At 63.6% G+C, this 24,365-nt stretch carries 27 protein-coding genes; 18 read left to right on the top strand and 9 right to left on the bottom strand.

Annotated elements, in window-relative coordinates; translation table 11 throughout:
- Positions 1–3 precede the first annotated feature (3 nt).
- From Q4G22_RS01605 to Q4G22_RS01550, 12 genes are all read left to right on the top strand, one after another.
- Positions 4–2,973 carry a helicase-related protein gene (locus Q4G22_RS01605; protein ID WP_303384138.1) on the top strand — a complete coding sequence of 990 codons (2,970 nt, stop codon included), beginning with the start codon at positions 4–6 and terminating at the stop codon, positions 2,971–2,973.
- Entirely contained in the window at positions 2,970–3,374 is a 405-nt protein-coding gene (locus Q4G22_RS01600; RefSeq protein ID WP_303384137.1) for a nuclear transport factor 2 family protein, read from the top strand. Before Q4G22_RS01605 ends, Q4G22_RS01600 begins: the two co-directional genes overlap by 4 nt.
- Positions 3,371–3,652: an RNA-binding S4 domain-containing protein gene (locus Q4G22_RS01595; RefSeq protein ID WP_303384136.1), complete on the top strand. Its 282-nt coding sequence runs from the start codon at positions 3,371–3,373 to the stop codon at positions 3,650–3,652. Before Q4G22_RS01600 ends, Q4G22_RS01595 begins: the two co-directional genes overlap by 4 nt.
- 88 nt (positions 3,653–3,740) lie before the next feature.
- On the top strand, positions 3,741–4,079 hold the full coding sequence (gene fdxA / locus Q4G22_RS01590; RefSeq protein ID WP_303384169.1) for a ferredoxin FdxA: 339 nt from the start codon (positions 3,741–3,743) through the stop codon (positions 4,077–4,079).
- Between the two features lie 340 nt (positions 4,080–4,419).
- The gene (locus Q4G22_RS01585) at positions 4,420–4,929 is read left to right on the top strand and encodes a CarD family transcriptional regulator (RefSeq protein ID WP_303384135.1); all 510 of its coding nucleotides are present in this window, start codon (positions 4,420–4,422) and stop codon (positions 4,927–4,929) included.
- Between the two features lie 192 nt (positions 4,930–5,121).
- Positions 5,122–6,465 carry a Hint domain-containing protein gene (locus Q4G22_RS01580; protein WP_303384134.1) on the top strand — a complete coding sequence of 448 codons (1,344 nt, stop codon included), beginning with the start codon at positions 5,122–5,124 and terminating at the stop codon, positions 6,463–6,465.
- A gap of 116 nt (positions 6,466–6,581) precedes the next feature.
- Positions 6,582–7,502: a manganese-dependent inorganic pyrophosphatase gene (locus tag Q4G22_RS01575; RefSeq protein WP_303384133.1), complete on the top strand. Its 921-nt coding sequence runs from the start codon at positions 6,582–6,584 to the stop codon at positions 7,500–7,502.
- Positions 7,502–8,371 carry a TIGR01459 family HAD-type hydrolase gene (locus Q4G22_RS01570; protein WP_303384132.1) on the top strand — a complete coding sequence of 290 codons (870 nt, stop codon included), beginning with the start codon at positions 7,502–7,504 and terminating at the stop codon, positions 8,369–8,371. The genes Q4G22_RS01575 and Q4G22_RS01570 overlap by 1 nt, the downstream gene beginning before the upstream one ends.
- 164 nt (positions 8,372–8,535) lie before the next feature.
- Complete coding sequence (locus tag Q4G22_RS01565; protein ID WP_303362190.1) at positions 8,536–8,979, top strand: MaoC family dehydratase; 444 nt, start codon at positions 8,536–8,538, stop codon at positions 8,977–8,979.
- 26 nt (positions 8,980–9,005) lie between these two features.
- Positions 9,006–9,935 (top strand): bifunctional riboflavin kinase/FAD synthetase, encoded by a 930-nt coding sequence (locus Q4G22_RS01560; RefSeq protein WP_303384131.1) that lies wholly within the window; start codon positions 9,006–9,008, stop codon positions 9,933–9,935.
- Positions 9,935–10,375 carry a YcgN family cysteine cluster protein gene (locus Q4G22_RS01555; protein WP_303384130.1) on the top strand — a complete coding sequence of 147 codons (441 nt, stop codon included), beginning with the start codon at positions 9,935–9,937 and terminating at the stop codon, positions 10,373–10,375. Before Q4G22_RS01560 ends, Q4G22_RS01555 begins: the two co-directional genes overlap by 1 nt.
- On the top strand, positions 10,372–11,409 hold the full coding sequence (locus Q4G22_RS01550; protein ID WP_303384129.1) for a low specificity L-threonine aldolase: 1,038 nt from the start codon (positions 10,372–10,374) through the stop codon (positions 11,407–11,409). Before Q4G22_RS01555 ends, Q4G22_RS01550 begins: the two co-directional genes overlap by 4 nt.
- Here Q4G22_RS01550 and Q4G22_RS01545 read toward each other — a convergent pair.
- Entirely contained in the window at positions 11,394–11,546 is a 153-nt protein-coding gene (locus Q4G22_RS01545; RefSeq protein ID WP_303384128.1) for a hypothetical protein, read from the bottom strand. The genes Q4G22_RS01550 and Q4G22_RS01545 overlap by 16 nt on opposite strands.
- A gap of 3 nt (positions 11,547–11,549) precedes the next feature.
- Positions 11,550–12,302, bottom strand: a complete 753-nt coding sequence (locus Q4G22_RS01540) for an NAD kinase (protein WP_303384127.1) — start codon at positions 12,300–12,302, stop codon at positions 11,550–11,552.
- Positions 12,303–12,425: 123 nt separating this feature from the next.
- Here Q4G22_RS01540 and glyA point away from each other — a divergent pair, with 123 nt between their 5' ends.
- Positions 12,426–13,709, top strand: a complete 1,284-nt coding sequence (glyA, locus tag Q4G22_RS01535; protein WP_303384126.1) for a serine hydroxymethyltransferase — start codon at positions 12,426–12,428, stop codon at positions 13,707–13,709.
- Between the two features lie 100 nt (positions 13,710–13,809).
- On the opposite strand, the gene Q4G22_RS01530 is transcribed toward glyA, so the two are convergent.
- Positions 13,810–14,199, bottom strand: coding sequence for a hypothetical protein (locus Q4G22_RS01530; protein WP_303384125.1), 390 nt, complete (start codon positions 14,197–14,199; stop codon positions 13,810–13,812).
- 243 nt (positions 14,200–14,442) lie between these two features.
- Here Q4G22_RS01530 and Q4G22_RS01525 point away from each other — a divergent pair, with 243 nt between their 5' ends.
- From Q4G22_RS01525 to Q4G22_RS01510, 4 genes are all read left to right on the top strand, one after another.
- Complete coding sequence (locus Q4G22_RS01525; protein ID WP_303384124.1) at positions 14,443–15,219, top strand: alpha/beta fold hydrolase; 777 nt, start codon at positions 14,443–14,445, stop codon at positions 15,217–15,219.
- 41 nt (positions 15,220–15,260) lie between these two features.
- Entirely contained in the window at positions 15,261–16,856 is a 1,596-nt protein-coding gene (locus Q4G22_RS01520) for a peptide chain release factor 3 (protein ID WP_303384123.1), read from the top strand.
- Positions 16,857–16,925: 69 nt separating this feature from the next.
- Positions 16,926–17,312 (top strand): MerR family transcriptional regulator, encoded by a 387-nt coding sequence (locus tag Q4G22_RS01515; RefSeq protein ID WP_303384122.1) that lies wholly within the window; start codon positions 16,926–16,928, stop codon positions 17,310–17,312.
- The gene (locus Q4G22_RS01510; protein ID WP_303384121.1) at positions 17,293–17,676 is read left to right on the top strand and encodes a carboxymuconolactone decarboxylase family protein; all 384 of its coding nucleotides are present in this window, start codon (positions 17,293–17,295) and stop codon (positions 17,674–17,676) included. Before Q4G22_RS01515 ends, Q4G22_RS01510 begins: the two co-directional genes overlap by 20 nt.
- On the opposite strand, the gene Q4G22_RS01505 is transcribed toward Q4G22_RS01510, so the two are convergent.
- The gene (locus Q4G22_RS01505) at positions 17,673–18,506 is read right to left on the bottom strand and encodes a transglutaminase family protein (protein WP_303384120.1); all 834 of its coding nucleotides are present in this window, start codon (positions 18,504–18,506) and stop codon (positions 17,673–17,675) included. The two genes, Q4G22_RS01510 and Q4G22_RS01505, sit on opposite strands and share 4 nt — an antisense overlap.
- Positions 18,506–18,928 (bottom strand): OsmC family protein, encoded by a 423-nt coding sequence (locus Q4G22_RS01500; protein WP_303384119.1) that lies wholly within the window; start codon positions 18,926–18,928, stop codon positions 18,506–18,508. The genes Q4G22_RS01505 and Q4G22_RS01500 overlap by 1 nt, the downstream gene beginning before the upstream one ends.
- A gap of 243 nt (positions 18,929–19,171) precedes the next feature.
- Between Q4G22_RS01500 and Q4G22_RS01495 the strand changes: the two genes are divergently transcribed.
- Entirely contained in the window at positions 19,172–19,954 is a 783-nt protein-coding gene (locus Q4G22_RS01495; RefSeq protein ID WP_303384118.1) for a 3-hydroxybutyrate dehydrogenase, read from the top strand.
- 112 nt (positions 19,955–20,066) lie between these two features.
- Here the strand turns inward: Q4G22_RS01495 and Q4G22_RS01490 are convergent, their stop codons facing one another.
- Genes Q4G22_RS01490 through purL form a run of 4 tightly spaced genes read right to left on the bottom strand, consistent with a single transcriptional unit; the run spans position 20,067 to position 24,343 of the window.
- The gene (locus Q4G22_RS01490) at positions 20,067–20,534 is read right to left on the bottom strand and encodes a CinA family protein (RefSeq protein ID WP_303384117.1); all 468 of its coding nucleotides are present in this window, start codon (positions 20,532–20,534) and stop codon (positions 20,067–20,069) included.
- On the bottom strand, positions 20,531–21,022 hold the full coding sequence (locus Q4G22_RS01485) for a phosphatidylglycerophosphatase A (RefSeq protein ID WP_303384116.1): 492 nt from the start codon (positions 21,020–21,022) through the stop codon (positions 20,531–20,533). The genes Q4G22_RS01490 and Q4G22_RS01485 overlap by 4 nt, the downstream gene beginning before the upstream one ends.
- A gap of 1 nt (position 21,023) precedes the next feature.
- Positions 21,024–22,166 (bottom strand): bifunctional 2-C-methyl-D-erythritol 4-phosphate cytidylyltransferase/2-C-methyl-D-erythritol 2,4-cyclodiphosphate synthase, encoded by a 1,143-nt coding sequence (locus Q4G22_RS01480; RefSeq protein ID WP_303384115.1) that lies wholly within the window; start codon positions 22,164–22,166, stop codon positions 21,024–21,026.
- Positions 22,163–24,343, bottom strand: coding sequence for a phosphoribosylformylglycinamidine synthase subunit PurL (purL, locus tag Q4G22_RS01475; RefSeq protein ID WP_303384114.1), 2,181 nt, complete (start codon positions 24,341–24,343; stop codon positions 22,163–22,165). Before purL ends, Q4G22_RS01480 begins: the two co-directional genes overlap by 4 nt.
- Positions 24,344–24,365: the final 22 nt, after the last annotated feature.

The following is a 24,365-nucleotide window of genomic DNA, read 5'->3' as shown; positions in this document are numbered from 1 at the left end:
TGCATGACCGATATGAATCGCCGTGTGACGGCTGTGCTGGGGCCGACCAATACCGGCAAAACGCATCACGCGATCCAACGGATGCTGGCCCATCGCACTGGCGTCATCGGCCTGCCGCTGCGGCTGCTGGCGCGCGAGGTCTATGACCGGATCGTGGCGCAGCGCGGCCCCAGCGTCGTGGCGCTGGTCACAGGCGAGGAACGGATCGTCCCCGACCGGGTGCAATATTGGGTCGCCACGACCGAGGCCATGCCCGAGGTCGGCGCCGATTTTGTGGCCATTGACGAAATTCAGCTGTGCGCCGATCCTGAACGCGGCCATGTCTTTACCGACCGGCTGCTGAACATGCGTGGCCTGCATGAAACCATGCTGCTGGGGTCCGACACCATGCGCCCCGCCATTGCCGCGCTGATCCCCGGCGCGCAGTTCCAGCGCCGCGAACGGTTCAGCGCGCTGACCTGGGCCGGGTCGAAAAAGCTGTCGCGGATGCCGCCGCGCAGCGCCATCGTGGGGTTCAGCGTCGATGACGTCTATGCCACGGCCGAGCTGCTGCGCCGTCAAAAAGGCGGTTGCGCGGTGGTCATGGGCGCGCTCAGCCCCCGCACGCGGAACGCTCAGGTCGCTATGTATCAGGCCGGAGAGGTGGATTATCTGGTCGCCACCGACGCCATCGGCATGGGGTTGAACCTCGACATCCGGCATGTGGCGTTCAGCGCCACGCATAAGTTCGACGGGCGGCGGATGCGCCCGCTGTTCCCGCACGAAATCGGCCAGATCGCGGGCCGCGCCGGGCGGCATACCGAACCGGGCACCTTTGGCGTGACCGGCGATGTCGGCCCCTTGGACGAGGGCTTGATCGAAGCCATCGAAAATCACCGTTTCCAGCCTATCCAGCGGCTGATATGGCGAAATGCCGCGCTGGAATTTGGCACGCTTGACCGGCTGGTATCCAGCCTTGAAACTCAGCCCAACAGCCAATGGCTGACCCGTGGGCGCGAGGCCGATGACCTGCACGCGCTGAAAGCCCTGCGCGATCTGCCGGAAATCAGTGACCGGACCACCCATCCCCGCGACATTCGCCTGTTGTGGGATGTGTGCCGCGTGCCCGATTTTCGGGGTATTTCGCCGCAGGAACATGTCGGCCTTTTATCGCGTATTTTCGGTTTTTTGCACGATGGGCGTGGCATTCCATCGGACTGGATGGCAAAGGCGGTGTCGCGGATTGATAAAACGCAGGGCGATATTGACGCTTTGTCAAAACGTTTGGCGTATATCCGCACATGGACTTATGTCGCGCAAAGAACTGGCTGGGTTCAGGACGAAAGCCATTGGCGCGGCGAAACCCGCGCTGTAGAAGACCGCCTGTCAGATGCGCTGCACGCCGCGCTGACGCAACGATTTGTGGACCGGCGCACATCCGTGCTGCTGCGCCGGCTCAAACAGAAGGAGAGCCTTGTGGCCGACGTGAATGACAAGGGCGAAGTAACGGTCGAGGGCGAATTCGCCGGTCGGCTGGAAGGTTTCCGTTTCCGCCCCGACCAGACCGCCAGTTCGGACGAGGCACGGATGCTGAACCGCGCCAGCTACGAGGCGCTGCGCCCGGAATTCCACCTGCGCGCCGACCGATTCTATAATGCGCCCGATACCGAACTGGATTTCACCGAACAGGGTGGTCTGATGTGGGGCAGCTCTGCCGTGGGCAAGCTGGTGCGTGGCAGCGATGCGCTGCACCCCGGTATCGAGGCGTTCGTTGATGACGAGGCCGGGCCAGAGATCGCCGAGAAGGTGAAACGCCGCTTGCAGCATTTCATCGACCGCAAGGTGGCCACGCTGTTTGAACCCCTGATCGCGCTGCAAAAGGACGAGGGGCTGACGGGTCTGGCGCGCGGCTTTGCCTTCCGTCTGGTCGAATCGCTGGGGATTTTGCCGCGCGATGGTGTGGCGAATGAGGTAAAAGAACTGGATCAGGAATCGCGCGGTCTGCTGCGCAAGCATGGCGTGCGCTTCGGGCAGTTCACCATCTTTATGCCCGCGCTGCTGAAACCCGCACCGACGCGGTTGCGGCTGGTCTTGTGGTCACTGGCCGAGGGGCTGGCCGAGTTCCCCGAAAGTCCGCCGCCCGGTCTGGTCACGATCCCGCATCTGGCTGATGTGCCGCGCGGGCATTATACGCTGTCAGGCTATCATCCCGCGGGCGACCGGGCGATTCGCATCGACATGCTGGAACGCCTGGCCGACCTGATCCGCACGCAGGACACGCGGGCGGGGTTCGAGGCGAACCCGGATATGCTGTCAATCACCGGCATGACGCTGGAACAGTTCTCCGGGCTGATGGAAGGTCTGGGCTATGCGGCCGAGAAAGGCGAGCGGGTGAAACAGCGCGCCGAACCGGCGGTGGCTGCCCCGGTGCCCGAACCTGTCCCTGAGGGCGAGCCGGGCGCGATCCTGACCGAAGAAGAATCGGTCCTTGCCGCCGAAACCCGCGCCAGGTGGGAGGCGGAACAGGCTGCCCGCAAAGCCGCCGAGGCTGAGACTGCCGCCGGGGCTGAGGGGGGCGATGCGACCGCTGCCGAGGATGGCGATGCGGCAGCGTCTGTTGAACCCGCCGCGCCGGAAATGGAGATCTTCTATACCTTCCGCTGGGCGCCCAAACCGCGCGGCAATCGACGTCCGCAGGGGGATCGCCCGCAAGGTCAGGGCCAGCGTCGCGGCCCACGCCGCGATGGTGCGCCGCGTGATGGCGCGCAGGCAGATGCGCCGCAGGGGGAACGTCGCGAACGTCACGGCAAAGGCGGCAAACCCGGCGAGGAACGCCATGGCGAGGGCAAGCCGCGCGGCAAGGGCGGCCCGAAAAAGGGCGGCAAACCCGGCGGGCAGGGGCATGGTCCGAAAACCTTCACCGCCCGGCCCGAGAAAAAGGCAGATCCCGACAGTCCCTTCGCCATTCTGGCGCAGCTCAAGGGCAATAAATGACGGCACAGGGCGCGGCGATTGTCCGCGCTTTCTGGGCGGCAATGAACAGCAATGACTGGCGGGCCGTGGCCGAACGGTTTCTGGCCCCCGACTTCACCGCCTTCTGGCCGCAGTCCGCCAAGGTGATCGAGGGGCCGGAGGCATTCGTCCACGTCAACGCCGGTTTCGCCGGGCAGGGTGACTGGCGATTTGAAATCCTCTCCCTCGCGGCCGAGGCGGGGGGAGCGCGCGTGGTCACGGACATCCGCGTCACCAATGCGGGGCTGGATGTTTCGACTCGCGCCATTACCTTTCATGAGATCGGCGGCGATCTGATCCACCGCCAGACCGAATTCTGGCCCGATCCCTATCCGGTGCCCGCCTGGGGCGAGGGGCTGTTGACGGATCATCCGCTGCAATGACCGACGACGCGCTGCGGTTGGACAAGTGGCTGTTTTTCGCGCGGATTTTCAAATCGCGCGGATTGGCCGCCGAACGGATCGAGGGCGGCGGCGTGCGGATCAACGGGGCGCCGGTGCGCAAGCCGGGCCGCAGCATCCGTCCCGGCGATCAGATCACCGTATCGGCGCATGGCCGCGTGATCGCGCTGCGCGTGCTGGCCCCCGGCACCCGGCGCGGTCCCGCGGCCGAGGCGCAGGGCCTGTATGAATTGCTGGGCGAGGATGCGTCGCGGGACTGACCGGCGCGCCGCTTTTCAGCCCGCCCGGCCTTGAATGATTGCGCGCCTGCGCGTAACTACCCCCACGAATGAACAGGAAACACGCGCAATGACCTATGTCGTCACCGACAACTGCATCATGTGCAAATACACCGATTGCGTCGAAGTCTGCCCGGTGGATTGCTTTTACGAAGGTGAAAACACGCTGGTGATTCACCCCGATGAATGCATTGACTGCGGCGTGTGCGAGCCGGAATGCCCGGCCGACGCGATCCGCCCGGATACCGAACCGGACATGGAAAAATGGGTCGAATTCAATCGGGAATATTCCGAACAGTGGCCCGTTATCACCCGCAAGAAGGACCCGATGCCCACCGCCGCGGAAATGGATGGCGTGACGGGCAAGCTGGACAAATATTTTTCGCCCAACCCCGGCGAAGGCGATTGAGCAGCGCAGCCGCGCCCGACCCGCTGCGGTGCTGATTCGGCACCGCAGCATTTCCCTGTTCTGGGATGTCATTTGTTAACGCATTGATAAGATTTGCATCCCCGCGCGGGGGTGCCGCGCGCCCATCATCGCGCAAGCCGCTTTTTTTGCGGCGTTTTTTGTGTTATGTTGTTGTTACAATTACGCTGCCACCGCCGCGATCCGGCGCGCGCATCCTTGGATGATCCGCCCCTCTGCCGGGTGCGGGCGACAGAATGAAAACCACAAGGGCCAAGGGCGGTCGCCACCGCCCAAGGCCCTTTGTGTCCTGCATCCCGCCGGACACATGCAAGAGGAAGCCATGTCGAAAACGAAAAAAGCCGAATTCCGCCCCGATGATTTCGTGGTCTATCCCGCCCATGGCGTGGGCCGGATCATGTCGATTGAGGAACAAGAGGTTGCCGGGCTGCGCCTGGAGATGTTCGTGATTTCCTTTGAAAAGGACAAGATGACCCTGCGCGTGCCGACCGCGCGCGCCACCGAAATCGGGATGCGCGGCCTGTCCAGCCCCGACATGATCGCCAAGGCGCTGGAAACGCTGAAGGGCAAGGCCCGCGTCAAGCGTGCGATGTGGTCGCGCCGGGCGCAGGAATATGAACAAAAGATCAATTCCGGCGATCTGATGTCGATTGCCGAGGTGGTGCGTGACCTGCACCGCAACGACGACCAGCGCGAACAATCCTATTCCGAACGCCAGCTTTACGAAGCCGCGCTGGACCGGCTGACCCGCGAAGTCGCCGCTGTCGGCGGGCTGGATGAAGGCGCGGCGCAAAAGCGCGTGGACGAGGTGCTGACCAGCCGCGCGGCGTGACTGGCGCGGCATAGCGGCAAAAGGGCACCTTGCGCGGGTGCCCTTTTGCATAAGAATGTCATAAAATCAGCCGGAAAGGTCAGTTGACTCTGATACCTGCCGGGCCTAGCAGTGATACTGCCGGATACCCGGCCCAACCGGCGGCGTGCCGCCTCGATACCGCGATTATGCGGCTGTCTGAAGGGATATGTTATGGCGACCAAGCAGACGTTTAAGTGGACTGATTATGCGAACAGTTCATCCACCACGACCAGCGTAAAGGGTGGCTTTACCTACGACGATGAAGGCCCGGCCACCATCCGTGTTGATCCGGCAACTGGCGCGGGTGCCGCCGATGTTCAAAGCACCGGCAACAGCGGTGTTGCGCAAACTACCCCGCAAGGTAATGACCCGAGTGGGCAGCCCTACGATAATCAGTCAGAAATGCGCATGGGTTTGCGTAGTGGACAAAGTGTAACCACAAATATCAACTTTGATCCTGATAGCACACCTGCGGACCCTGCGAAGCCGGAAGTCGAGGTGACGAATGTTGATTTTCGCATCTTGCGTCTGGAAAATGGCCAGACAGGCGTAAACAGCGCAACATCAAGATCGGCAGTCACGATCAAAGCCTATGATGCAGATGGTAATCTGGTTCCCATTTCTGTCACTGCGGGCAATATGGTTGATGTCACGACCAATGCAGATGGTTCGGTGGTGGTCACGGGCAAATTGGCCTCGGGCAGTTCGACCGGCACCAGAAACTGGGGGGACCAAGGCTACCCTCCTTTTACTTCTACGGCTATTGCGCGGGCCGAGGCTGTGTCGGCATTGATCCAGATCGCCGGGCCGGTTGCGCGGATTGAGGTCACGGCGACATATACTGGAACGAACACCAATGGTAACGCATACCCGACGATGACGGATATCAACTATTGGTCTGAGGCGGTTGTTTGTTTTGTCGCGGGCACATTGATCGAAACCGATCAGGGGCTGGTTGCGGTTGAAGACCTGCAAGAAGGCATGATGGTGCTGACGCGTGACGAAGGTTTCCAACCCGTTCGTTGGACCGGGCAGACCCGCTTGTCACTGATAAAGCAGAATAATGTTCGCCCGATTCGGATCAAGGCCGGTGCTTTGGGGGATGGTATCCCTTCAGCTGATTTGCTGGTCAGTCCGCAGCACCGGATTTTGGTGCGTTCGGCCATTGCGCACAGAATGTTTGGCACAAACGAGGTTTTGGTTGCGGCCAAGCAATTGCTGCAACTGGATGGTATCGACATTGCCGATGACATGGATGCGGTGACGTATGTTCACTTCATGTTTGATCGGCACCAGATTGTCTTGTCCAACGGCGCGGAAACGGAATCGCTTTATACCGGCCCCGAGGCGATCAAATCCGTGGGCGCTGCCGCGCGTCGGGAAATCTTTGCGATCTTTCCTGAACTGCGCGACCGCGACTATATGCCGGAACCAGTCCGGCATCTGGCATCAGGTCGCATGGCGCGCAAGCTGGCGGTGCGCCATGCGCAAAACCTTAAACCGCTGGTCAGCTGATCGCGACACGGCCCGCCCACCCGGCGGGCCTTTTTCTGACCGTGGCGGATCGTGGACAATGCGCCGCGCTGCGCCTATAAGGCGCGCAAATTCCCGTATAGACACAAAGGCGCAACATGACGATCAAGGTTTTCGGCCACACCGCCCCCGACACGGATTCGACCGGCTCGCCCATTATCTGGGCCTGGTATCTGAGCGAAGTCCGCAAGCAGCCCGCCAAGGCCGTTCTTCAGGGCGAACCGAACACTGAAGCGGCGTGGATGCTGAACCGCTGGCGTCTGGACAAGCCCGAAATCATCGCTGACGTGGCCGCCGGCGACAAATGCGTGATCGTGGACACCAACAACCCCGCCGAACTGCCCGCCAGTCTGGCCGAAGCCGAGGTGATCGAGATCATCGATCACCACCTGCTGGCCGGTGGCGTGAAGACCAAAAGCCCGATCAACATCACCATCCGTCCGCTGGCCTGCACCGCCACGATCATGCACGACCTGATCGGCGACGACATGGCCCGCGCCCCCGAGGGGGTCAAAGGCGCGATGCTGACCTGCATCCTGTCTGACACGCTGGAATTCCGCAGCCCGACGACGACCCCGCACGACCGCGCCGTGGCGGAAAAGCTGGCGGCTGATCTGGGCGTGAACATCACCGATTACGCGACCGAGATGTTCGCCGCGAAATCGGACGTGTCGGCCTTTTCCGACGATGCCCTGCTGAAGATGGACAGCAAGGAATACGAACTGGGCGGCAAGCAGTTGCGCGTGTCGGTGCTGGAAACCACCGCGCCGCAGGTTCTGCTGGATCGCAAGGCCGCGCTGATGGCCGCGATGCCCGGCGTCGCCGCCGCTGATGGCGCTGACGAAGTGCTGCTGTTCATCGTGGACATCCTGAAAGAAGAAGCCACCCTGCTGGTGCCAAACGATTTCGTCAAACAGGTGGCCGAGCGCAGCTTTGGCGTGGTCGTGACCGGCGACAGCGTGGTTCTGCCCGGCGTGATGAGCCGCAAAAAGCAGATCATCCCCGTTCTGGCGGTCTGATGACCCGGATCATTGACAGCCTGTCGCAGATCGGCGGCGATTACAGTGCTTTGCTGTGTGATCTGTGGGGCTGTTTGCATAACGGCAAGCAGCCCTATCCAGCGGCGGTCGCGGCGTTGCAGGCGTTTCGCGCTGATGGCGGGCAGGTGTGTTTGCTGACCAACTCGCCGCGTCCGTTCGGGGCGGTGCAGGCACAGCTGGATGGCATGGGCGTGCCGCGCGATGCGTGGGATGTGATTGTCAGTTCCGGCGATGCGACGCAGGCGGCGATGATGGCGGGGCAGGTCGGGCACAAGGTCTGGCACATCGGCGCGGCCAAGGACGACGTGTTCTTTAGCGATCTGCCCGCTGCTTTTGCCGATGCGCCGCCGGTGGCGCGCGTGCCGCTGGATCAGGCGCAGGGCATCATCTGCACCGGCCCGTTCGACGAAGCCACCGAAGCACCCGAGGATTACCGCGACCGTTTCGTCGATGCCATTGCGCGCGGCCTGCCGATGCTGTGCGCCAATCCCGACATCGTGGTGGATATGGGCGAGACGCGGATTTATTGCGCCGGGGCGTTGGCCGCGCTGTATCAAGAGATGGGCGGACAGGCGTTCTATTTCGGCAAGCCGCACACGCCGGTTTACGACATGGCGCGCGCCCGGCTGGCTCTGGGGGTGGATGCCAGGGTGCTGGCTGTGGGTGACGGAATCTTTACCGATGTGCTGGGTGCCGCGCAGCAAGGGATTGATGCGCTGTTTGTCACCGGCGGGCTGGCCGCTGACCTGATGGGGTCGGATGTGGAAAACCCCGATCCGGGCCTGCTGGCGGAATGGCTGGCCGAACAGGGGCAGGCACCGCATTATGCCATTGGTCGGCTTAGGTAAATCGCCGCTATAGATCACAAACGCCCGCCCGATCCGGCGGGCGTTTCGCGTCTTGGGGTTGGAAATACGACGGTAACATTATTATCAACACTTGCGCCTGGTGGGTATTTTCTTGCGTGCCGGTTTCGTTGCTGCTATGCAGCATCCGTTCTTTGGAGGTCAGGATGTTGGATAACCTTCCCCGCGGCACCATCGTCATCGAGGATCTTGAGGTCGGGATGATGCGTTACCTGCAAAAGCATGTGACGGATCGCGACATCGAACTGTTCGCCGAGGTCTCGACCGACCGCAACCCGGTGCATCTGGACGATGCCTATGCGCAGGACACCATATTCGAGGGCCGTATCGCCCATGGGATGCTGACCGCCGGGCTGATTTCCGCCGTGATCGGGGAACAACTGCCGGGGCATGGCACCGTCTATCTGGGCCAGACGCTGAAATTCATGGCCCCCGTGCGCCCCGGCGATCTGGTCCGGGCCGAAGTGACGGTGGATGCCATCGACCACGCGAAACGGCGGGTCACGCTTGCAACCCGCTGCCTTGTCGGTGATACGGTCGTTCTGAAAGGCGAGGCGGTCGTGCTGGCCCCAAGCCGCAAATTCGACTGACGGGCCGCTGGCCCCAGGGGGCCGCATTGCGCATCCATCGTGACTGGACCGGACTTGCCGCCAAAGATCGCGGTGCCAGCGTGGCGATGGGGAACTTTGACGGCGTGCATCTGGGCCATCGTGCGGTGATCGACGCCGCCCGCCACGCCGCTGCCGCGCCACTGGGTGTGGTTACGTTTGAACCGCATCCGCGCGAATATTTCGCCCCCGGTGCCCCGCCCTTTCGCCTGATGAATGCCGAGGCGCGGGCCAACCGGCTGGCGCGTCTGGGGGTTCAGCAGCTTTATGAGCTGCCCTTTGGTCCGGTCATGGCGGGGCTGACGCCCGACGGTTTCGTGCAACAGGTGCTGGCCGATGGCCTTGGCGTGGCGCATGTGACGGTTGGCGCCGACTTCCGCTTTGGCAAGGATCGGGCGGGCGATGCGGCGATGCTGGAACGGCTGGGCCGCGATCTGGGCTTTGGCGTGACCATCGCGCCGCTGGTCGGGGCGAACGGCACCGATTACAGTTCGACCGCGATCCGCGCCGCGCTGGCCGATGGCCACCCGCGCGATGCCGAACGAATGCTGGGCCACTGGCACCGGATCGAGGGCGAGGTGCTGCATGGTGACAAGCGCGGCCGCGATCTGGGCTGGCCCACCGCGAATATGTCGGTTCAGGGCCTGCATCTGCCGCGCCTTGGGGTCTATGCCGTGCTGGTCGATGTGCTGAGCGGCCCGCACAAAGGCCCGTGGCAGGGCGTCGCCAGCCTTGGCGTGCGCCCGATGTTCGGCGTCAACCTGCCCAACCTCGAGGTGCATCTGTTCGATTTCACCGGCGATCTGTATGGGCAGCACCTGTCGGTTGCCTTGGTCGATTTTCTGCGGGATGAGGCGAAATTCGACAGCCTGCCCGCGCTGATCGCCCAGATTGAGGCGGACGCGGCGCAGGCCCGCGCCATATTGGCAGGCCCATGATGCGCCCGGCGTTCTGGGAATTGCCGCTGAAGAGCCTGACCCGCGACGAGTGGGAGGCGCTGTGCGACGGCTGCGGCAAATGCTGCCTGAACAAGCTGGAGGATGAAGACACCGGCGAGGTTGCCTTTACCCGCGTGTCCTGCAAGCTGCTGGATGGGCAGACCTGCCGCTGTTCGTCCTATCATAATCGCCACGATTATGTGCCCGAATGCGTGGTGCTGACGCCGGACAAGATCGCCAGGATCGCCTATTGGCTGCCGCGCACCTGCGCCTATCGCCTGCGGGCCGAGGGCAAGCCGCTGGAACATTGGCATCCGCTGATCTCGGGCGATCCAGAGTCGGTTCACGCCGCCGGGGTCAGTGTGCGCGGCTGGACGGTATCAGAAGCCAGCGTGACCGAAGACGATTGGGAAAACCTGCTGATCGAGGATTTGTCGTGAATTTCGGATCGGACAACTGGTCGGGTGTGCATCCCGCCATATGGGACGCGATGGGGCGTGCGAATGACGGGCTGGTTCCCGGCTATGGCCGCGACGATCTGACGGCGGCGGCGGTCGCGGCAGTGCGCCAGACGTTTGAGGCGCCGCAGGCCGAGGTGTTCCTGCTGGGCACCGGAACCGGGTCGAATGCGCTGGCCCTGTCGCAGATTTGCCCGTCTTGGGGGCGCATTTTTTGCCACGAGGCTGCGCATATCCACACCAGCGAATCCGGTGCGCCGGGTTATCTGTCGGGTGGGGCGCAACTGGCGTTGGTGCCGGGGGCCGATGGCCGCATCACGCCCGATGCGTTGCGCGATACCTTGGCGATTTATCCACAGGTGGATGAGCACGATGGGCAGAACGCGGTGCTGTCGATCACCAATGCCAGCGAATGCGGGCGCGTCTATGGCCCTGCCGATCTGGCGGCGCTGGCCGATGTCGCCCATGCTGCCGGAATGCTGGTGCATCTGGACGGCGCGCGGTTTGCCAATGCTGTGGCGGCGGCGGGGGCCTCGCCCGCCGATCTGACGTGGCGGGCGGGCGTTGATGCGCTGTCGCTGGGCGGCACCAAGAACGGCTGTATGGCGCTGGAAGCCGTCGTGATCTTTGATCCTGCCCGCACGGCTGGCTTTCGCTTTCGCCGGATGCGGGCCGGGCAGCTGTGGTCCAAGCATCGTTTTCTGGCGGCGCAGATGCTGGCCTGGCTGGACGGCGGGTTGTGGCTGGATCTGGCCCGCCACGCCAACGCCATGGCCGCCGATCTGGCGCAGGGGCTGACCCCGATCTGGCCGGTCGAGGCGAATGAAGTCTTCCTGCGCCTGCCCACCGCCCGCATCAGCGCCCTGCGCGCCGCCGGGTTACAGGCCGCCGATTGGGATATGCCGGACAATGGCACCGACAGCGCCGCGATCCGCCTTGTGACCAGTTGGGCCACCGCCCCCGAACAGGTAGCGGCGGCGCGGGCTGTGCTGCTGGCGGATCAGGTCAGGACATAGACCAGCGCAGCGGCGCCGATCAGCACCAGCAGAACCAGCACGGCAAAGTCATAGGGGTCGCGCGGAAACCGCCCGCGCAACAGATCGGCCAGCATCGACACGAAGCCATAGATCAGGGCGAAAATACCGTCTGCCATGGCCTAAACGAACTGTTCCCGCATCAGCCGTTCCTCCATCCCGTGACCGGGGTCGAACAGGATGCTGTGGGCGATGCCGGGTTCCGAACGGATCTCGACCCACTCGACCCGCTCGACCCCGCGGGAATCGGCATCGGCCATGACGGGGCGTTTTTCGGGTTCCAGCACGTCGAACCGCACCAGTGCCGTTTTGGGCAGAATTGCCCCCCGCCAGCGGCGCGGACGAAAGGCGGCGATGGCGGTCAGGGCCAGCACCTCGGACCCCATCGGCAGAATCGGCCCATGCGCGGAATAGTTATAAGCCGTGGACCCGGCCGGCGTGGACAGCAGCACTCCGTCGGCGACCAGTTCCGGCATCCGCACCCGTCCGTTGACCGAGACGCGCAGCTTGGCCGCCTGCGCACCGGCGCGCAGCAGGCTGACCTCGTTGATGGCCAGCGCGTGACATTCGCCGCCGCCGGGTATGCCTGCCACCATGGATAAGGGGTTGGTCAGCGTCACCTCGGCGGCGGTGATGCGTTCGGGCAGGTCGTCCTCGGCATAGTCGTTCATCAAAAAGCCGTAGGTGCCCCGGTTCATGCCGTAAACCGGCAGCCCGGTCATCAGGTGCAGCGTGGACAGCATCAGCCCGTCGCCACCAAGCGCCACGATCACCGAGGCACGGTCCGGCGGCACCTGACCATAGCGCGCGGTCAGCCGTGTCAATGCCGTCTGGGCAACCTCTGTCTGGCTGGCGATGAAATGTATGTCCCCCATATCCGCATCTTCACCGCCCGTGCGCGCTTGGCAAGTCGCAAAAGCCCCCGCTTGATGTCGCAAGCGCCCTTTGCGCGCCGCGCCAAACCGGCTACATGACGACAACACCAGCAGGAGGCCCCTATGACCGACACCGGATTCTTTACCCAGTCCCTTGCCGACCGCGATGCCGATATCGCCCGCGCCATCGGCCTTGAACTGGGGCGCCAGCGTGATGAAATCGAACTGATCGCATCGGAAAACATCGTGTCCAAAGCCGTGCTTGAGGCGCAGGGCAGCGTTCTGACCAACAAATACGCCGAAGGTTATCCGGGCAAACGCTATTACGGCGGTTGCCAGTATGTGGACATCGTGGAAGATCTGGCCATCGACCGCGCCAAGGAACTGTTCGGCTGCGCATTCGCCAACGTCCAGCCCAATTCAGGCAGCCAGATGAACCAGGCGGTGTTTCTGGCCCTGCTTGCTCCGGGCGACACCTTTATGGGGCTGGACCTGAACTCGGGCGGGCACCTGACCCATGGTTCGCCGGTGAACATGTCGGGCAAATGGTTCAACGTGGTCAGCTATGGCGTGCGCAAGCAGGACCAGTTGCTGGATATGGAGGCGATTGCCGAAGCCGCCCGCCAGCACAAGCCGAAACTGATCGTCGCCGGTGGCACCGCCTATTCCCGCATCTGGGACTGGGCTGCCTTCCGCAAGATCGCGGACGAGGTGGGGGCCTATCTGATGGTGGATATGGCGCATATCGCCGGTCTGGTCGCGGGCGGGCAACATCCCTCGCCCCTGCCGCACGCCCATGTGGTGACGACGACGACGCATAAATCCCTGCGCGGCCCGCGTGGCGGGATGGTGCTGACCAATGACCCCGACATCGCGAAAAAGATCAACAGCGCCGTTTTCCCCGGTCTGCAAGGTGGCCCGCTGATGCATGTCATCGCCGCCAAGGCCGTCGCCTTTGGCGAGGCGCTGCGCCCCGATTTCAAGGACTATGCCGCGCAGATCGTGAAAAATGCCCGCGCCATGGCGGACGAGCTGATGAAGGGCGGCATCGACATCGTGTCGGGCGGCACCGACAATCACCTGATGCTGGCCGACCTGCGCCCCAAAGGCGTGACCGGCAAGGCGACCGAGGCGGCGCTTGGCCGCGCGCATATCACCTGCAACAAGAACGGCGTGCCGTTTGACCCGGAAAAACCCTTTGTGACCAGTGGTATCCGTCTGGGCACGCCTGCGGGCACCACGCGCGGCTTCAAGGAAGATGAGTTCCGCCAGATCGCCCGCTGGATCGTCGAGGTCGTCGATGGCCTTGCCGCCAATGGCGATGAAGGCAATGCCGAAGTCGAAGCCAAGGTCCGCGACGAGGTGGCGGCCCTCTGCGCCCGCTTCCCGCTGTATCAGGGCATGTGACATCCGCGGCGCGGCGCCTGTCACAATGCGCCGCGCCCGCCGCTTTCTGTTTTGCCCAAATGCGCATCTTTGGGCCGCGCCATGGCTGCGCCCCGCGCGGCTATCCCCGCGCCGTCATGACCCAGACAATCACCGCCCCCAACATCAGCATGCCAAAGGCGACCGAGGCGGCAAAATTCACCGTGCGGTTTTTCCACCGGCTGACCGACCCCAGCGGCGTCAGATAGCGGATCAGCGCGTGATGGGCGCGCGTTGCCGGGCGCTTGTCGATCTGGCGGGCGATCCGGGGGGCGGCGACCACCGCATCGGCCTGCGCCAGAATCATCGCCTGCCGCCGCAGATGCCGGGGCAGGGCGGCACCGCGCCTGCGGATCATATCGGCCAGCGACGGAAACTCGCCCCGCTGCGCCCCGCCAAAACGGTCGGCCATCAGGCGGGCCACATCATTGGCCATGCGGCGTAGATCTTCGGGTGTGCGGGCCTCTTTCATGGTGCAAAGAATAGGTCAGCGCGCTGGCCAAGGCCAGTCATTCGCGAAACTTTGCTGGTCCTTGCGCCTGTGTGCTTGCAAAATACGCTGCATTCCGTGAAGACATGAATCAGATTCGATCTGCCGTGCCGGGCTGGTTATATCATGGCTGTGACTTCTCTTACAGAATTGAACTGAAAAGGATCGTTTCGGCATTTGCACAGTCTGAACGTAGGCTTTGCGCCGGGGCAGGAAGGAATGGAAATGCTGAAGACGTATGAGATCGGCGACAGCGACGGCAAGCCGGTGGTCATGGTCCACGGTCTGTTCGGTCAGGCACGGAACCTGGGTGCCCTTGCCCGCCGTCTGGCACAGGATGGGCGGCGTGTCGTTTCCGTTGACATGCGCAATCACGGCGACAGCTTCTGGTCTGACGATCATACCTATCCCGCCATGGCCCATGATCTGGCCGAGGTGGTTGATATGCTTGGCGGGCGGGCCGATCTGGTTGGCCATTCGATGGGCGGCAAGGCGTCAATGACGCTGGCGCTGACCCAGCCCGATATGGTGCGTCGTCTGGTGGTGATGGACATTGCGCCGGTCGCCTATGCGCATGACCAGTTGGGTATGATCGACGCGATGGAGGCGATCAACCTGACCGGCATCCGCCTGAGATCGCAGGCTGATACGCTGTTGGCCGAACATATCTCTGATCCGGGTATTCGCGCCTTTCTGCTGCAATCGCTGAACGTCAAGGAAGACCCGGCGCAGTGGAAGGCAAACCTGCGTGTGCTGCGTGCGCGGATGCCCGAACTGGTGGGGTGGCCCGCGGAACTGACCGGCACGCATTTCTATAACCCCACCATGCTGCTGACCGGCGACGATTCCAACTATGTCACCGAAGAAGGCCGGGTGGCGATGCGCAGCCATTTCCCGCTGGGGCGGATTGTGCGGGTCAAGGCGGCGGGCCATTGGCTGCATGCCGACGCTCCGGAAACCACTGCGGGCGGAATTGCCGCCTATCTGGCCGGGCCGGGCTGACCGGCCTTGCCCCGCTGCGGGGCCGGGGTTATGTCGCGGGCATGGAAAACCGCCCCGCACTCCCGCCCGAAATCGCCCGCCGCCGCACCTTTGCGATCATCTCGCACCCGGATGCGGGCAAGACCACGCTGACCGAAAAGTTCCTGCTGTTTGGTGGCGCGATCCAGATGGCCGGTCAGGTCCGCGCCAAGGGCGAGGCGCGGCGCACGCGGTCGGACTTTATGAAGATGGAACAGGACCGGGGGATTTCCGTCAGCGCGTCCGCGATGTCGTTTGAATATGGCGATTTCCGCTTTAATCTGGTCGATACCCCCGGCCACAGCGATTTTTCCGAAGATACCTATCGCACGCTGACCGCCGTGGATGCGGCGGTGATGGTGATCGACGGGGCCAAGGGCGTCGAAAGCCAGACCCGCAAGCTGTTCGAGGTCTGCCGCTTGCGTGATCTGCCGATCCTGACCTTCTGTAACAAGATGGACCGGGAAAGCCGCGATACCTTTGAAATCATCGACGAGATCCAGGAAAATCTGGCGATTGACGTCGCGCCCGCGTCCTGGCCCATCGGCATGGGCCGCGAGTTCATCGGCGCCTATGACCTGCTGAACGACCGGCTGGAAATCATGGACCGCGCCGACCGGAACAAGGTCGCGGAAACCGTCAAGATCACCGGCCTTGACGATCCGAAACTGGCCGACCACATCCCCGAGGCGCAGCTTGCGCAACTGCGCGAGGAGGTGGCGATGGCGCGCGAACTGCTGCCCGCCTTTGACCGAAAATCCTTTCTCGAAGGGCATCTGACGCCGATCTGGTTCGGTTCGGCTATCAATTCCTTCGGCGTGCGCGAGCTGATGGAGGGCATCGGCCATTACGGCCCCGAGCCGCAGCCGCAAAACACCGCCGAACGCCAGATCGCGCCCGAGGAAAAGCCCGTCACCGGCTTTGTCTTCAAGGTGCAGGCGAATATGGACCCGAAACACCGCGACCGCGTGGCCTTTGTGCGCCTCGCCTCGGGCCATTTCGAACGCGGCATGAAGCTGACCCATGTGCGCAGCAAGAAACCGATGGCGGTCACGAACCCGGTGCTGTTCCTTGCCGCCGACCGCGAACTTGCGGATGAGGCATGGGCCGGCGACATTATCGGCATCCCGAACCACGGCCAGCTGCGCATCGGCGACGCGCTGACCGAGGGCGAGGGCTTGCGCTTTACCGGCATCCCGTCCTTTGCGCCGGAACTGCTGCAAACCGTGCGCGCCACCGACCCGATGAAGGCCAAGCATCTGGAAAAAGCCCTGATGCAATTCGCCGAGGAAGGCGCGGCCAAGGTATTCAAGCCGATGATCGGCTCGGGCTATATCGTCGGCGTCGTCGGCGCCCTGCAATTCGAGGTGCTGGCCAGCCGGATCGAACTGGAATACGGCATCCCGGTGCGGTTCGAGCCGTCGCAATTTACCTCGGCCCGTTGGGTTGCCGGGCCGCAGGACAAGATCGACGCCTTTGCCAACACCAACAAGCAGCACATGGGAACCGACCACGATGGCGACCCGGTTTACCTGACCCGCCTGCAATGGGACATCGACCGCGTGGCCCGCGATTACCCGGATGTGCGGCTGACGGCGACCAAGGAAATGATGGTGTAAAACTGCCTTGACCTGGAGCGCGCTCTAACCCGTAGATGATCGGGCGTTCCTGACGGAAAGGCCCGAATCATGCAGATCGCAGATTTCGCGCAACAGACGGGGTTAAGCCCGGATACGCTGCGCTATTACGAAAAGATCGGTCTGTTACCGCCGCCGCTGCGCGATGCGGGTGGGCGGCGGGTTTATCAGCGACGCGATCTGGATTGGGCACGGTTTCTGATCCGCCTGCGGCAGATCGGTATGCCAATTGCCGAGATGCTGACCTATGCCCGGCTGCGTGCCGGGGGTGACGTAACCGCGGTTGCCCGCCGTGATCTGCTGGCCCGCCATCGTGCGGCGCTGGCGGCACGGATCGACGGGTTAAGCGAATGCCTTTCCGTTCTGGATCAAAAGATCGCCATCTATCAGGCGATGGTTTCAGAAAAGGACGCAGACCATGACCCCAAAAACCGATGAGACCCGCAACGAACGTGGCCGCCGCCTGCTGGCCCAGATCGACGGCGCGGCAGGGCAGCAGGTTATCGACAACCTTGCCGACATTGCCCCCGATTTCGCGGAACTGCTGTTCGAGTTCCCCTTTGGCGATATTTATGCCCGACCGGGCCTTGCGCTGCGGGACCGGGAAATCGCCACCATCGCCGCGCTTGCCGCAATGGGAAATGCCCGTCCTCAGTTGGAAGTGCATATTCAGGCCGGGCTGAATGTCGGTCTGACCCGCGAGGAAATCACCGAGGTGCTGATCCAGATGTCAGTCTATGCCGGTTTTCCCGCCGCGCTGAACGGTCTGGTGGCGGCAAAGGCGGTGTTTGGTCGCGCCTAGTCTGGCACCACCACATTCCCCGCCGCGTCCACCTCGTCCGTCCAGACGGTGAATGACCGCAATTCATGCGGGCCAAAGCTGGAGATCAGCGCAACATCCGCCGCATCGCGGCCGTGGCCGATAACGATGCGGCCGATGCGGGCGGCGTTGTTGCGTGGGTCAAAGGTCCACCAGCGGCCCGACAGATAGACCTGCATCCATGCGGCGAAATCCATCGGGTCGTCTACTGGCGGAACGCCGATGTCGCCCAGATGACCGTTGATATAGCGGGCGGGAATATTCAGCGCCCGGCATATCGAAATCGCCAGATGTGCAAAGTCGCGGCACACGCCCTTGCCCTGTTCCAGCGCGTCATGCGCGGTGCGCGTCGCATCGGCGTCGCCATAGTTAAAGGCGATATGCCCATGCACCCAGTCCACCACCGCCTGCACCCGGTCCCACCCGTGCGGCATCGAACCGAACAGGTCCCATGCCGCCGGGCTGACCAGTTCTACATCGCAATAGCGCGAGGCCATCAGATAGATCAGCACATCATCGGGTAGGGTCTCGACCGGCATTTCCTGCGCTGCGTGGCAGATCGGGTCGGGCAGGCCGCTGTCCGCGATGATCGCGTCTGAACGCAGGGTCAACGGGCCGCCGGGCGCGGTCAGCCGGATACAGAAATTCCCGAACCCGTCCAGATAGGTCGAAAAAGGAACGCCCGGATCTGTGGTGAACCGCTCGGGTCCGCGCAGGTCCAGCTTCCGCTCGGGCCGTGCCGACATCTGCGCGATCAGCGGCAGCGGCCCCCGGCTTTCGATGGTCATCTCATAGCCATAGCGGATCAGCATCAGGTGACGGTTGCCTCCATGGTGATGGTTGCGTTCATCAGCTTGCTGACGGGACAGCCTTCTTTGGCCTTGCCCGCCAGTTCCTCGATTTTTGCCTTGTCGCCGCTACCGCTGATTTTTGTGGTCAGATGCGCTTTGGTGATCGAAAAACCGTCGCCGTCCTTGTCCAGCGTCACGGCGGATGTGGTTTCAACCCGCACATCGCTGATCCCGGCCTCCTCCAGCATCTTGGACAGCGCCATGCTGAAACAGGCGGCATGGGCGGCGCCGATCAGTTCTTCGGGGTTGGTGCCGGGCTTGTCCTCGAAACGGGTGTTAAAGCCATAGGGCTGGGCCTCCAGCGCGCCGGATTGGGTCGAGACCTGACCCTTGCCGTCCTTGAGACCGCCTTCCCAGATGGCCGAGCCTGATTTGGTGAACATGGCATTTCTCCTTGGTTAACCATCTTACCAACGCGGCACAGGTTTCAATGGTTGCGGCGCGCCAGCTATCATAGATCAACGGGAAGGCCCGATTTGAGGGCAAGTTTGCCCATGGAACCACCAGTTCGCGGGTGTGCGGCGCGGATAGCAGGCAGCGGGCAGGGTGCCCGCGCCGCTTGTGCGCCCTGCCGATTTCCCCCATGCTGCGGCGCAACAGGCTGCCATCAGACGAAGGACAAGCAGATGTTTCAGAAATTCCTGACCGGCAAGACGGCGGTTATCACCGGATCGAACTCGGGCATCGGGCTGGGCGTGGCCGAGGAACTGGCGCGTGCCGGTGCTGATGTCGTGCTGAACAGCTTTACCGACCGCGACGAAGATCATGCATTGGCCGAAAAGCTGGGCAAGGAACATGGCGTTACGGCCCGCTATATCAAGGCCGATATGTCCAAGGGCGACGAGTGCCGGGCGCTGATCGAACAGGCCGGGGCCTGCGATATTCTGGTGAACAATGCCGGTATCCAGCACGTCGCGCCGGTTGACGAGTTCCCGACCGAGAAATGGGATGCGATCATTGCGATCAACCTGAATTCGGCCTTTCACACCACTGCCGCCGCGCTGCCGTTGATGCGTGCGGCGGGTTGGGGCCGGGTCATCAACGTCGCTTCGGCGCACGGGCTGACGGCCTCGCCCTATAAATCGGCCTATGTCGCGGCGAAACATGGTGTTGTCGGGCTGACCAAGGTGACGGCGCTGGAAACCGCCGAGGAACCGATCACTGCCAATGCGATCTGCCCCGGCTATGTGCTGACCCCGCTGGTTGAGGCGCAAATCCCTGATACCATGAAGAAATACAACATGGACCGGGACGAGGTGGTGCGCAACGTCATGCTGGCCCGCCAGCCGTCCAAGGAATTTGCCACGGTGCAGCAGTTGGGCGGCACGGCGGTGTTCCTGTGCAGCGCGGCGGCGGATCAGATCACCGGCACCACCATCAGCGTGGATGGCGGCTGGACCGCACTCTGATCGGTGCTGCCCCAAGATACCTATCCAAACAGCAAGCCCGCCAGGTTCATATAACGGCGCGGATGCTTGCTGTTTGCCCGAATACGCAGCTTGGGGCGCGCGGCATCGCCGCTTAGCGCGTCAGCGCCGCCAGCAGCAGTGTCAGCGCGTGGTTTACGGTTGCCGCACGGACATTGTGGCGGCCAAGCGCCCCGAAATCGACGGTTTCGGTGTGGGTGCCATCTGGCGTGGCGATGCCAAAGCAGACGCGGCCTTCGGGTTTGTGATCCGACCCGCCCGGCCCGGCGATGCCGGTGACCGAGACCGCGATCCCGGCGGCTGACCGTTCCAGCGCCCCCGCCGCCATCTCGGCGGCGGTCTGTTCGCTGACCGCGCCATGGTTGTTCAGCGTCGCGGCGGTGACGCCCAGCATGTCTTGCTTGGCCGCGTTGGAATAGGTGACAAAGCCGCGCTCAAAGGCATCGCTGGACCCCGGAACCTCGGTCAGCGCCCCGGCGATCAGCCCGCCGGTGCAGCTTTCGGCGGTGGCGATCATCACGCCGCGCGCGCGGGCGGCGGCCAGAACCTGCGTGGCGTTCACATCAGCAACCCATGGCTGATCGTGGCGGCGGCCATCGTGGCAAGGCCCGCGAAGAGGCCGGCCCACAGGTCATCCAGCATGACCCCCGCCGCATCGCCGCGCCGGTCGGCGCGCCCGACCAGCCACGGTTTCCAGATGTCGAACAGGCGGAAAAACAGAAAGGCCGCGACCCAGCCGGGATAGGGGAAGCTGTCGGCGGGCAGCCCGGCCATCCAGAAGCCAAAGGACGGAAAACACAGCGCCAACCATTGCCCGGCCACCTCGTCGATAACGATCTCGCTGCGGTCGGGGTCGTCCATACCTGCGGTGTGGCGGGCGACGGCCCAGAAACCCAATGCGGTGACGGCGATGGTGGCGAGGACCAACAGCGGGAAATGCCCGATGTGGTGGATCAGCAGCCCAAGTGCGACCGCGACCGCCGATCCCCAGGTGCCGGGGGCCGGGCGCAACAGGCCCGCGCCGAACCAGATGCAAAGGATGCGGTCCATCTTAGCCTCCCAGCAGCGTGGCGGTGGCGATGGCGGCGATGCCCTCACCCCTCCCGGTGAATCCCAGCCGTTCGGACGTGGTGGCCTTGACGCTGATGCGGTCGGCTGAGATGCCCATGATTTCGGCCAGACGGGCCATCATCGCGGGGGCGTGCGGGCCGATCTTGGGCTGTTCGCAGATCAGCGTCACATCGGCATTGCCGATCCGAAAGCCCATGTCGCGCGCCAGATCGGCGGCGTGCGCCAGAAAAATCGCGCTGTCGGCACCTTTCCACTGCGGATCGCTGGGGGGAAAGTGGCGGCCAATGTCGCCCTGCGCCAGCGCGCCATAGATCGCATCGGTCAGCGCGTGCATCCCCACATCGGCGTCGGAATGGCCGATCAGCCCGTGGCTGTGCGCAATTTTCACGCCGCACAGCCAGACATGATCGCCCGGCCCAAGCGCGTGAACATCGAAACCGTTGCCAAGGCGAACATCCATTGCGGCCCCCAGAATACGTTCGGCCCGCGCAAAATCGGCGGGGTAGGTGATTTTCAGATTGTCTTCGCTGCCCGCTGTGATCGTGACGGGGATACCTGCGCGCAGGGCCAGTTCGACATCATCGGCGGCATCGCCTGCGTCGATGTAATGATGGCGTATTTGGGCCAACAGGAAACCCTGCGGCGTCTGCGCCCGGAATAGCCCGTCGCGCGGGGTCGGTTCGGTCACGGTGCCGTTTTCGCCGCGCCACAGCGCATCGGTGACGGGCAGGGCAGGCGCGGCGGCGGGTGCGCCGGATTGCAGCGCCTCGATCACGCCTTGGATGACCTGATCGGGCAGCAAGGGGCGGGCACCGTCGTGGATCAGCACATGGGTTGTGTCATCCCCCAGCGTTTGCAGGGCGTTGGCGATGCTGGCCGCACGGGTGTCGCCGCCTGCGACGATGATGCAGCGCCCGCCGAATGCCTCGATCGCGCGGGGCATATCGTCGGGGTGGACCGTCAGGATTACGCGGTCGAACCCGGCAAAGGCGGCCAATGTGCGCGCCAGCACCGTTTGCCCGCCAAGGCTTTGCCATTGTTTCGGCAAATCACCCCCGGCGCGGGTGCCGCGCCCGGCGGCGGTGATGATCGCGGCATAGCCGGGGGGCGCGGTGACACTCATGCGTGGTCGGGGGTGTCGCCGTGGATCGCGGCCGCAAAGGCCGTGCGATACAGCGCCGACAGATCGGCCAGATCGCCCGCGTCATCGCCGAATTGCACCGCCATGCCGCCGAATTGCCCGACTTGAGCCGCCGCGATGCCCGCCTTGGCTGCGGCTTTCAGCAGCGCGTCCGCGCCGGGCGCGTCGGCGGCGATCAGATAGCGGGCCTGATCTTCGCCGAACAGTTCGGCGATGTCGCCGGTTTCCAGGCGGATGCCCAAGCCCGCGGCCTCGGCCATTTCAAACGCGGCCAAGGCCAGCCCGCCGTCCGACAGATCGGTGGCGGCGCGGATATGGGCGCGATTGGCGCGGATGAATTCGCCCTGCGCGCGTTCGGCGGCAAGATCGACGGGCGGGGCGTCGCCACCCTCGATGCCGAAGGCTTCGGCGGCCAGCGCGGATTGGCCAAGGTGGCTGCCGGGCGCGCCGATCAGGATGGCGACGTCGCCCTCGGTCGGCTGGCCCGCGATCAGATCGTCCAGCCGCTCGATCAACCCGACAGCGCCGATGGTGGGGGTCGGCAGGATGCCCTTGCCGTCGGTTTCGTTATACAGCGACACGTTGCCCGACACGATGGGAAAGTCCAGCGCCCGGCACGCCTCGCCGATACCTTTGATCGCGCCGACGAATTGGCCCATGATTTCAGGCTTTTCCGGGTTGCCAAAGTTCAGGTTGTCGGTTGTCGCCAAGGGGGTCGCGCCCACGGCGGACAGGTTGCGGTAAGCCTCGGCCACGGCCTGCTTGCCGCCCTGATACGGGTTGGCTTTGACATAGCGGGGGGTCACGTCGCTGGTAAAGGCCAGCGCTTTGTCGGTGCCATGGACGCGCACCACGCCCGCGCCCATGCCGGGGCGGCGGAGGGTATCGGCGCCCACCTGCGTGTCATATTGTTCCCAGACCCACGCCTTATGCGCATAATTCGGGCTGCCGATCAGTGCGCGCAGTGCCTTGATCGGGGTGATCTCGGGCAGCGCCTCCAGCGGCGCGGCGGGGGGCGTTTCGACCCAAGGCCGGTCATATTCCGGCGCCGATGAGGAAAGTTTCGACAGCGGCAGATCGGCCATCACCTCGTTGCCATGCAGGATCAGAAAGCGGTCCTCGGCGATGGTTTCACCGACCACGGCGAAATCGAGATCCCATTTTTCAAAGATCGCCCGTGCCTCGGCCTCGCGCTCGGGCTTCAATACCATCAGCATCCGTTCTTGCGATTCCGACAGCATCATTTCATAAGCCGTCATATTGGTTTCGCGCTGCGGCACGTGGTCAAGGTTCAGCTGAATGCCCAGCCCGCCCTTGTCGCCCATTTCCACCGCCGAGCAGGTCAGCCCCGCCGCGCCCATATCCTGAATGGAAATCACGGAATCGGTCGCCATCAGCTCAAGACAGGCTTCCAGCAGGCATTTCTCGGTGAAGGGGTCGCCGACCTGCACGGTGGGGCGCTTTTCCTCGATCGTGTCGTCAAACTCGGCGGAGGCCATGGTCGCGCCGCCGACGCCATCGCGGCCGGTTTTCGCGCCCAGATACACCACCGGCATACCGACGCCCGAGGCGGCCGAGTAGAAAATCTTGTCCGTATCGGCCAGACCGGCGGCAAAGGCGTTCACCAGACAGTTGCCGTCATAAGCGGGGTGGAATCGCACCTCGCCGCCGACGTTCGGCACACCGAATGCGTTGCCATAGGCACCGATCCCTTCGACCACGCCTTTGACCAGGTGCGCGGTCTTGGGGTGTTCAGGCCGACCAAAGGACAGCGCGTCCATTGCGGCAATCGGGCGTGCGCCCATGGTGAACACGTCGCGCAGGATGCCGCCGACGCCGGTGGCCGCGCCCTGATGCGGTTCGATATAGGATGGGTGGTTGTGGCTTTCCATCTTGAAAACAACGGCTTGCCCGTCGCCGATGTCCACCACGCCCGCATTCTCGCCGGGGCCGCAGATGACCTGCGGGCCGGTGGTGTGCAGCGTGCGCAGCCATTTCTTGGATGATTTATAGGAACAATGTTCGTTCCACATCGCGCTGAAGATACCCAGTTCGGTGAACGTGGGTTCGCGCCCGATGATGTCCAGAATCCGCTGATATTCGTCAGGCTTCAGCCCGTGCGATGCGATGAGTTCGGGGGTGATGGCCGGTTCGTGCATCTTCGCTCGCGCCCTGCGTTGG

The organism is Paracoccus sp. (in: a-proteobacteria), assembly GCF_030538655.1.
Lineage (GTDB): Bacteria > Pseudomonadota > Alphaproteobacteria > Rhodobacterales > Rhodobacteraceae > Paracoccus.
The sequence above is the reverse complement of the archived record's forward strand: the minus strand, read 5'-3'. Positions and strand labels throughout refer to the sequence as shown.